Genomic DNA, 8,601 nt, shown 5'->3' on the forward strand with positions numbered 1-8,601 from the left:
AGGCCTCCCGCGGCACCGACCTGCGCTCGGACGCGCCCGGACTCGCCGACGTCATCCGCGAGCGTCAGCGCCTGATGGCCGACCGAGTGGGCGAGGTCGCCGCGGTCCGCGCGGACGTCGACCGGCTCACGGCCGCGGCCGCTCCCGGGAGTGAGCGGATCGCGAAACTGTCCCGTGCGGCCGACGCGCTCGCCGCGGGCGCGGGCACCGCCGCGGTCGAGGGGGACACCCTCACCGTCGCCCTCGACGACTCGCCCCTGACCAGCGATCAGCTGCCCGAATGGGCGACCGTGGACGACATCGTCGTGCACCAGCAGGACGTGCAGGCCGTCGTCAACGCCCTGTGGCGCGGCGGCGCCGAGGCGATGATGCTCATGGACCAGCGGGTGATCTCGACCAGCGCCGTCCGGTGCGTCGGCAACACCCTGATCCTGCAGGGCCGCGTCTATTCACCGCCGTTCGTGATCAGCGTGATCGGCGATCCCGCCGCGCTGGAGGCCGCCCTGGACGCCGACCCGACGATCGATCGCTATCGGGAGTACGTCAGTGCCCTCGGCCTGGGCTATGCGGTCGAGCGCACCGGCATCAAGACCTTCCCCGCCTTCGCCGGCACCCTCTCCCTCACCTCCGCCCGGGTCGCCGACTAACCGGTGCCTCGCCCCACCAACGTCGCGGGGAGAGGGTCAGCCGGCGACGACACGGGCGATGCCGGCGGCGTCCCGGACGAGCGGGCTCAGGCCCTCGGCGGCGGCGACGGCGGCGGGCTCACCGCATACGGCCAGCCAGTTCGCGAGGAGGCGGTGGCCCCCATGGGTCAGGACACTCTCGGGGTGGAACTGCACGCCGTGCAGGGGCAGGTCGCGGTGGCGGACGGCCATGATGATGCCGCTGTCGGTATGGCCGTTGGCGACCAGGGAGTCCGGCAGCGTGGGCGGGTCGATCGTCAGGGAGTGGTATCGGGTCGCCGTGAACGGATCCGCCAGCCCGTCGAGCACACCGGTCCCGTCGTGGTGCACCTGAGACGTCTTGCCGTGCAACAACTCCGGCGCCCGGCCGACGGTCGCCCCCATGACCACCCCGAGGGCCTGGTGCCCCAGGCACACCCCCAGCATGGGCTGGCTGCGTTCGGCACACGCGGCGATCATCGCCATCGACACCCCGGCCTCCTCAGGTGTGCCCGGCCCGGGCGAGATCAACACCCCGTCGAAGCCGGTGCCCTCGTCCGGTGTGATCGCGTCATTGCGCACCACGGTCGTCTCGGCGCCGAGTTGCTGCAGGTAGCCGACGATCGTGAAGACGAAGCTGTCGTAGTTGTCGACGACGAGGATTTTGGCCATCGGCTGATCGTATGGTCAGTTGCGCAGCGGGGGCGCGGACGTCTGGGAGATGGTCGGTATCGTGTTGCCCGTGTTGGTCCCGCCGCCGCCGGTGCCCGTGTCGGTCGGGGGCGGGGTGGTCGAGGTGGACGTCGCGGTGTCCGTCGATGTCGTCGGTTCGGTCGGCGGCGGGGTGCTCGACTGGGTCGTCGTGATCGTCGTCGTCTGCACGATCGTGCGCGGCTTCGCCAGGGTCAAGGTCACGGTGGTGCCGACGTTGACCTCGCCCTTCTTGGGGTCGGTCCGTAGCACCGTGTCCTCGGTTTCGGAGCTCTCCTCCAGGACGGTCAGGACCGGCAGCTTCAACTCCGCCAGAATGGCTCGGGCCTCGTCCTGGGTCTTGCCGACCAGGTCGGGCAGCGCGACCTTCCCAGTGCCGACGGTCAGGTCGACCTCGTCGCCCTCGGCGGCGTCGGCATACTCCTCCGGCGTGGAGGAGACGACCTCGTCCTTCTTGGCGTCGGGGGAGTCGAGCGATCGCACATCTCCGAGTTCGAGCCCGGCATCCTCCAACGCCGCGGTGGCCTCGTCGAGCGTGAGCCCCGCCAGCGGCGGGACGCGCGTCGCGGCCGGACCGCCGGACACGGTGAGGTTGATCTGCTTGCCGGCCAGCTGTTCGGTGCCGCCCTTGGGGTCCTGATCCATCACCTTGTCCTTGTCGTATTCGGACGAGGGTTGATAGGACGAGCTGACCTCGAAGCCGGCGGCTTGCAGGTCGCTGCTGGCCTTGGTCAGGGTCTTGCCCACGACGGACGGCACCGTCACATATTCGGGCCGGGAGTCCAGATAGGTCTTGGCGGCGAACCCCAGCACCCCCACGGCGAGCAGCAGGATCGACGCGATGAGCACGCCGGACCCGCGGCGCCGCGGCTCGTCATACGGCTGCTCGGGCGCCAGCACGTCGACGGGGGTCGGCGGGATGTGCTGCGCCGGGGCGACGACGGCCGTGGGTTGGTCGGCGCGCAGGGCTGCGTATGCCGCTGCGCTGACCGGCCGTCCCAGCCGCACCGAGCGCAGGTCGTCGCGGAAGTCTTCCGCCTCCTGATATCGCTGCTCCCGGTCCTTGGTCAGGGCCAGGGCGATGACGGCGTCGAGATCCTCGGAGACCGCCGGGTTGAGGGAGGAGGCGAGCGGCGGCGGCTTCGAGACGTGCTGATAGGTCAGCGACACCGGCTCCCCGACGAACGGGGTGCGCCCCGTCAGCAGTTCGAAGAGCAGGCACCCGGTCGAGTAGAGGTCGGAGCGGGAGTCGACCGTCAGGCCCTCGGCCTGTTCGGGGGAGATGTACTGCGCCGTGCCCATGACCGAGGAGGTGTGCGTCATCGTCGCCTGGGTGTCGGCGACCGCGCGGGCGATGCCGAAGTCCATGACCTTGACGGTGCCGTCGCCCGCCACCATGACGTTGGCGGGCTTGATGTCGCGGTGCACCATGCCCATCTCGTGCGAATAGGCCAGGGCGTCCAGGACGGACTCGGTGATCCGGGCGGCCTCCTGTGGCGGCAGGTCCCCATGCTCGTTGAGCAACTCCCGCAGGGTATAGCCGTCGACGTATTCCATGATGATCCACGGCACCGGCACGCGTGCGCCGCCGGTCTCGGTGAGCTGGTCCTCGCCGGAGTCGTAGACGGCGACGATATTGCGGTGGTTCAGCCCGGCCACCGACTGCGCCTCCCGGCGGAAACGGGAGAGGAAGTGGGCGTCGCGGACGTGATCGCTGCGCAGGATCTTGATGGCGACCGTGCGACCCAGGCGGGTGTCGTAGCCGTGGTGGACCTCGGCCATACCCCCGCGGGCGATCAGCTCGCCCACTTCGTACCGGCCGCCCAGGAGCTTGGGCACATGGATGGTCATTCGGGCCCCCTAGGGAGGTTCGGGGAGCTGGTCATGAGCGGACCTCGCGCAGTAATCAGGCGAAGCGAGGCGGGGCGGGTCACACGCGCTGCGTGGGAGGAACTTCGTGGGGTCGCGCTCATGAGTTCAACACCGCCTCCATGACGGACTTGGCGATGGGTCCGGCGACGGCGCCGCCCGAGGCCTCGCTGCCGGCGTTGCCGCCGTCCTCGACGACGACGGCGACGGCGACCTTCGGGTCGGCGGCGGGAGCGAAGGAGACGAACCAGGCGTGCGGGGCGGCGCCCTTGGCGTGCTGCGCGGTGCCGGTCTTGCCCGCCACGTCAACGCCCGCGATCTGCGCTGCCGTGCCGGTGCCCGAGGTGACCACGTCCTTCATCATGGTCGTCAATTGCCGCGCTGTGCTTGTTGAGACCGCCTCGGATAGCCGCTCGGGCGTGGCCTCGTCGATCGTCTGCAGCTGGGAGCCGAGGACGCGGCGCACCAGATAGGGCTTCATGACCTCCCCGCCGTTGCCGATGGCGGCGGCCACCATGGCCATCTGCAGCGGGGTGGTGCGCACGTCATACTGGCCGATCGCGGCCTGCGCGGTGTTGGGTTCGTTCATGTTCGCCGGGACCGAGCTGGCCGTCGCCCGCATCGGCACGGTCAATGTCTGACCGAACCCGAACTTGCCCGCCTGCTCCCGCAGCGCCTCCGCGCCGAGCTGCATCCCGAGGCTCGCGAAGGCGGTGTTGCACGAGATCTCCAGCGCGTGGATCAGCGTCGTCTTGTCATTGGGCCCGCACGGGGCGCGGTCGTGGTTGGCGAGGGGGGCCGCGACGCCGGGCAGCTGGAGCGTGGCCGGGCCGGGCACGGTGGAGTTCTGCGTGTACGTGCCGGACTCGAGCGCCGCGGCGGCCGTGACGAGCTTGAACGTCGAGCCGGGCGGGTAGAGGTCGCCGGCGATGGACCGGTTGATCAGCGGGTCGCCCTCGTCCTTGAGCAGCCGCGGCCATGCCTTTTCGACCGCGCCGATGTCGTGCGAGCTCAGCTCCGCCGGGTCGTATGCCGGGTGGCTGACCATCGCGAGGATGGCCCCGGTCTTCGGGTCGAGGGCGACGACGGCGCCGCGCTGGGTGCCCAGGCCGCGGTCGGCCGCGGTCTGCGCGGCCGGGTTGATGGTCAGCTCGAGGGAGGCGCCGACGGGGTCCTTGCCGGTGAGCAGGTCGGAGACGCGGCGGTAGAAGAGCTTGTCGCTGCGGCCGGAGAGCAACTCGTCCTCGGCGCCCTCGATGCCGCCGCCGGCGCCGTAGACATAGGAGTAGTAGCCGGTGACATGCGAATACAGCTGTGCCATCGGGTAGCGCCGGTCCCACTTCAACTCCCCGTCGGTCGCGACCGAGCGGGCGATGGCCTCGCCGCCGACGAGGATGGAGCCGCGCTCGCGGTTGTAGGACGCGAGCAGGGTGCGCTTGTTGTCGGGCAGGTCGTTGATCTTCTTCGCGGCCGCGAACTGGATCCACGAACTGGAGACCAGCAGGCAGAAGAACAAGGCGGCCGCGATGGCCGACAGCCGGCGGATGGGGGAGTTCATCGGCCGCCCACCGCAGCCGGGACCGGGCCGCTGTCGGCGGTGTCGAGGACCGGCTGGCGGGCCTGGTCGCTGATCCGCAGCAGCAGCGCGACGAGCGTCCAGTTCGCCAGCAGGCTCGAGCCGCCCGAGGACAGGAACGGCATCGTCAGGCCGGTCAGGGGGATGACCCGGGTGACGCCGCCGACGACGACGAAGCATTGCAGGGTCAGCGAGAACGCGAGGCCGGCGGCGAGCAGCTTGCCGAACCCGTCGCGGACGCCGACGGCGATCCGGAACCCGCGCTCGGCGAGCAGGACATAGAGGATCAGGATCGCCATCAGGCCCACCAGCCCGAGTTCCTCACCGAAGCTGGCGATGATGAAGTCGGACTCGGCGAAGTAGGTGATGTAGGGCCGGCCCTGCCCCAGCCCGGTGCCGAGCAGGCCACCACTGGCCATCCCCATCAGACCCTTGGCGAGCTGGTCGGACTGCGCGACCGCCTCGGGGCTGAACGTGTGCAGCCACAGCAGCACCCGGGTCTGGACGTGCCCGAAGAGGCGGAAGGCGATGACAGCGCCGCCGGCGGCGAGCAGCAGGCCGATCGCGATCCACCCGACCCGCTCGGTCGCGACATAGAGCATCGCGACGAACAGGCCGAAAAAGAGCAGGGCGCTGCCGAGGTCCTTCTGCCAGAACAGCACGGCGAGGCTGATGGCCCACATCAGCAGGATCGGGCCGAGGTCGCGGCCGCGGGGGAACTGCATCCCCAGCACCCGCGGTCCGGCGATGGACAGGACATCGCGGGTGCGCACCAGGTAGCCGGCGAAGAAGACGGCCAGCACGATCTTGGCGATCTCACCTGGTTGGAAACTGAAGGGCCCCAGGCCGATCCAGATCCGGGCGCCGTTGATCTCGCGTCCGATGAACGGGAAGAGCGGCAGCAGCAGGAGCACCACACCGGCGGTGCCGGCCAGGAAGGTGTAGCGGCGCAGCGTGCGGTGATCCCGCAGCCAGAGCAGCACCCCGATCGCGATCGCGACGCCGAGCGCGCTCCACGTCAACTGGCGCAACGCCATACCCTCGCCGAGCTCGTTGCCCTTGGCGATGTCGAGGCGGTGGATCATCACCAGACCCAGCCCGTTGAGGAGGGTGGCGATGGGCAGCAGCAGCGGATCGGCATACGACGCGGTCCAGCGCAGCACGAGGTGGAAGACGACGGCGATCGCCAGCACCCCGCCGACCTGGGTGGCGAGATTGGCCGGCCAGGCGCCGTTTGCGCTGGCCTCGACGGTCGCATAGGCGAGGGTGATGATGGCGACGGCGAACAACAGGAGCAGCAGCTCGACGTTGCGGCCGCGGCGGGGGCGCAGCGAGGTGACGACGCTCATGCGCGGCTCGTCGTCGTGCTCGCCGGGCGGCTCGAGGTCGAGGAGCTGCCCGACCCGGTGGAACTGCTCGAGCCGCTGGAACTGCTCGAGCCGCTGGAACTGCCCGAGCCACTGGAACTGCCCGAGCCACTGGAACTGCTCGTCCCACTGGAACTGCTGGACGAGGCGCTCGCCCCCGGATTGGTGTCGGCGCCGCACGTCTGGCCCTTGGCGCGGGCGGCGATGCAGGCCTGGGCTTGGGCGCGGATCGTCGCGACGCGCTTCTCGGCGTCGTCGCGGCTGTCGGCGGTGATGCTCGACTCCACCTCGGTCCGCCAGAAGTCGGGCAGGTCGCTGACCTTGATACCGGTCTTGGTCAGCGGGGTGGACAGGTCGATCGGGCCGAGGTCGGAGCTGATGCCCTGATAGATCGCGACCTCACCGTCCTGGGTGCCGACGAAGTACTGCCGTTGCGACCAGGCATACAGCGCGGCGCCCCCACCGGCGATGACGATGACGGCAGCGGCGAGGGCGCCCACCAGCCACTTCAGGAGGCGCCGGGAGGAGGAGGACTCCTCGGCGAGGGCGAGCCGCTCGACGGTCTCGCTCTCCTCGTCGAGCCCGAGCGTGGGGCGCAGGGCGGCGGCCTTGGCGGCAGGGGTTTCGCGCAGGGCGCGGTTGCCGGCGCGGCTCTGGGTGGCGGCGCCGACGATCTGCGGGGTGACCGGGGGCAGGCGCCCCGCGGTCATGTCGACGATGTCGGCGACGATGACCGTCACATTGTCGGGGGCGCCGGCGCGCAGGGCGAGTTCGACCAGCCGGTCGGCGGTCTCCTCGGGAGCGGCACCGGCCCGCAGCACGTCGGCGATGGTGTCGGCGGCGACGAACCCGGACAGCCCGTCGGAGCACAGCAGGTATCGGTCGCCGACATACGCCTCGCGGGCCCCGAGGTCGGGCTGGTCGCCGCGGCTGCCGGTCAGCACGCGGGTGACGAGGGAGCGCTGCGGGTGGCTGCCGGCCTCCTCCGCGGTGATCTTGCCGGAGTCGACGAGGGTCTGGACGAACGAGTGGTCCGTGGTGATCTGCGCCAGCTCGCCGTCACGCAACAGGTAGGCGCGCGAGTCGCCGATGTGGGCGATGGCGAGGGTATGCCGCGAGCGCAGCAGCGCCGTGATCGTCGTGCCCATCCCGTGCAGCTGGGGACGCTGCGCGACGATGCGGCCGATCTCGGCGTTGGCGGTCGCGATCGCCTGGGCGAGTTCGTCGCCGGTCTCGTTGGCGGAGTGGGACTCGTCGTCGAGCTCGACGAGATAGCCGACCGCGGTCGAGGAGGCGATATCGCCGCCGGCGTGCCCACCCATGCCGTCGGCGACGACGAGGAGGTGGGGGCCGGCATACCCGGAGTCCTGGTTCTCCGAGCGGACCAGCCCCACGTCGGAGCGGGCGGCGTAGTGGAAGGCGTGTGGCACGGCTTACTTCTGCAGCTCGATCGTCGTGCGGCCGATGCGCAGTTGGGCACCGGGTTCGAACTGGACGGGCTCCTCGATGCGGACGTCGTTGACGAAGGTGCCATTGGTGGACCCGAGGTCCTCCACCCCCCAGCCGCCCTGCGCCGGGAAGATCCGGGCGTGCCGGCCGGAGGCGAAGTCGTCGTCGAGGACGAGCAGGCACTCGGGGTTGCGGCCGATGAGGATGTCGCCGGTGCCCAGGGGAATGCGGGTGCCGGTGAGGCGGCCGGACGTGACGAGGATGTTGCCATTGGAGGAGCGCCGGTCGCGGGGGACGGTCGCGGCCAGCGAGCCGCTGCCGCCGCCGGTGGTCGTGACCCGGTTGACGACGCGGGTGCCGAACAGGTCGCCGCGCAGCACCGCTGCCAGGGAGAAGACGAACAGCCAGAGCAGCACGAGCAGGCTCAGGCGCAGGACCGTCAGGGTCAGTTCGCTCATGCGGCGCCGATCACCGCCGCCCGGCGTGGAAGATGAGCGCTGTCTGGCCGATGGTGATGCGGTCGCCGGTCTTGAGCAGCAACGAATCCGCCCGGCCACCGTTGACCCAGGTGCCATTGGTCGAGCCGAGATCCTTGATGCGGGCCACGAGGTGCGGGCCGTCGGCGGTCACCCGGATCTCGCAGTGCCGCCGGCTGATGTTGGCGTCGTCGAGGATGATGCTCGCGCCGGTGTCGCGACCCAGCACGGTCGTCGGGCCGATCAGCGGGTAGCGGTCGCCGTCGATCTCCAGCCACGGCCGGTCGGCCGGCGCCATGCGCGACGGGGTCGAGTGGTGCTGCGGGTCCTTCTCGCGCGACCGGTCGCGGGAGTGGTCGCCGCGTGATTGGTCGCCGCGGGACTGGTCGTATGGCAGTGATTGGTCGTATGGCAGTGATTGATCGTAGGGCAGTGACGGGTCAGGTGCCGGTGATCGACCGTATGACGGGGCGCTCGCCGCCCCCCGC

The 8,601-nt window shown here is 70.5% G+C and carries 8 protein-coding genes; 1 reads left to right on the forward strand and 7 read right to left on the reverse strand.

The genetic code is table 11. From position 1 onward, the window contains the following. Window positions 1-647: DUF881 domain-containing protein (locus tag BN11_RS17095; protein WP_053084159.1), on the forward strand; the 647-nt coding region annotated here is incomplete at its 5' end. Window positions 648-683: 36 nt separating this feature from the next. Here BN11_RS17095 and BN11_RS17100 read toward each other — a convergent pair. The 7 genes from BN11_RS17100 to BN11_RS23040 all read right to left on the reverse strand — a co-directional run. After that, complete coding sequence (locus BN11_RS17100; protein WP_048699533.1) at window positions 684-1,337, reverse strand: aminodeoxychorismate/anthranilate synthase component II; 654 nt, start codon at window positions 1,335-1,337, stop codon at window positions 684-686. Window positions 1,338-1,352: 15 nt separating this feature from the next. Further along, window positions 1,353-3,227 carry a Stk1 family PASTA domain-containing Ser/Thr kinase gene (gene pknB, locus BN11_RS17105; protein ID WP_048699534.1) on the reverse strand — a complete coding sequence of 625 codons (1,875 nt, stop codon included), beginning with the start codon at window positions 3,225-3,227 and terminating at the stop codon, window positions 1,353-1,355. A 118-nt stretch (window positions 3,228-3,345) separates the two neighbouring features. Further along, on the reverse strand, window positions 3,346-4,803 hold the full coding sequence (locus BN11_RS17110) for a peptidoglycan D,D-transpeptidase FtsI family protein (RefSeq protein WP_048699535.1): 1,458 nt from the start codon (window positions 4,801-4,803) through the stop codon (window positions 3,346-3,348). Further along, window positions 4,800-6,170, reverse strand: a complete 1,371-nt coding sequence (locus BN11_RS17115) for an FtsW/RodA/SpoVE family cell cycle protein (protein ID WP_048699536.1) — start codon at window positions 6,168-6,170, stop codon at window positions 4,800-4,802. Before BN11_RS17115 ends, BN11_RS17110 begins: the two co-directional genes overlap by 4 nt. Continuing rightward, complete coding sequence (locus BN11_RS17120; RefSeq protein WP_048699537.1) at window positions 6,167-7,618, reverse strand: Stp1/IreP family PP2C-type Ser/Thr phosphatase; 1,452 nt, start codon at window positions 7,616-7,618, stop codon at window positions 6,167-6,169. The genes BN11_RS17115 and BN11_RS17120 overlap by 4 nt, the downstream gene beginning before the upstream one ends. A 3-nt stretch (window positions 7,619-7,621) precedes the next feature. Continuing rightward, window positions 7,622-8,095 (reverse strand): FHA domain-containing protein FhaB/FipA, encoded by a 474-nt coding sequence (locus BN11_RS17125; protein ID WP_048699538.1) that lies wholly within the window; start codon window positions 8,093-8,095, stop codon window positions 7,622-7,624. A 10-nt stretch (window positions 8,096-8,105) separates the two neighbouring features. Then, the coding region (locus tag BN11_RS23040; RefSeq protein WP_157044409.1) for an FHA domain-containing protein at window positions 8,106-8,601 on the reverse strand (496 nt) is incomplete at its 5' end.

This window comes from Nostocoides australiense Ben110 (assembly GCF_001050535.1).
Lineage (GTDB): Bacteria > Actinomycetota > Actinomycetes > Actinomycetales > Dermatophilaceae > Nostocoides_A > Nostocoides_A australiense.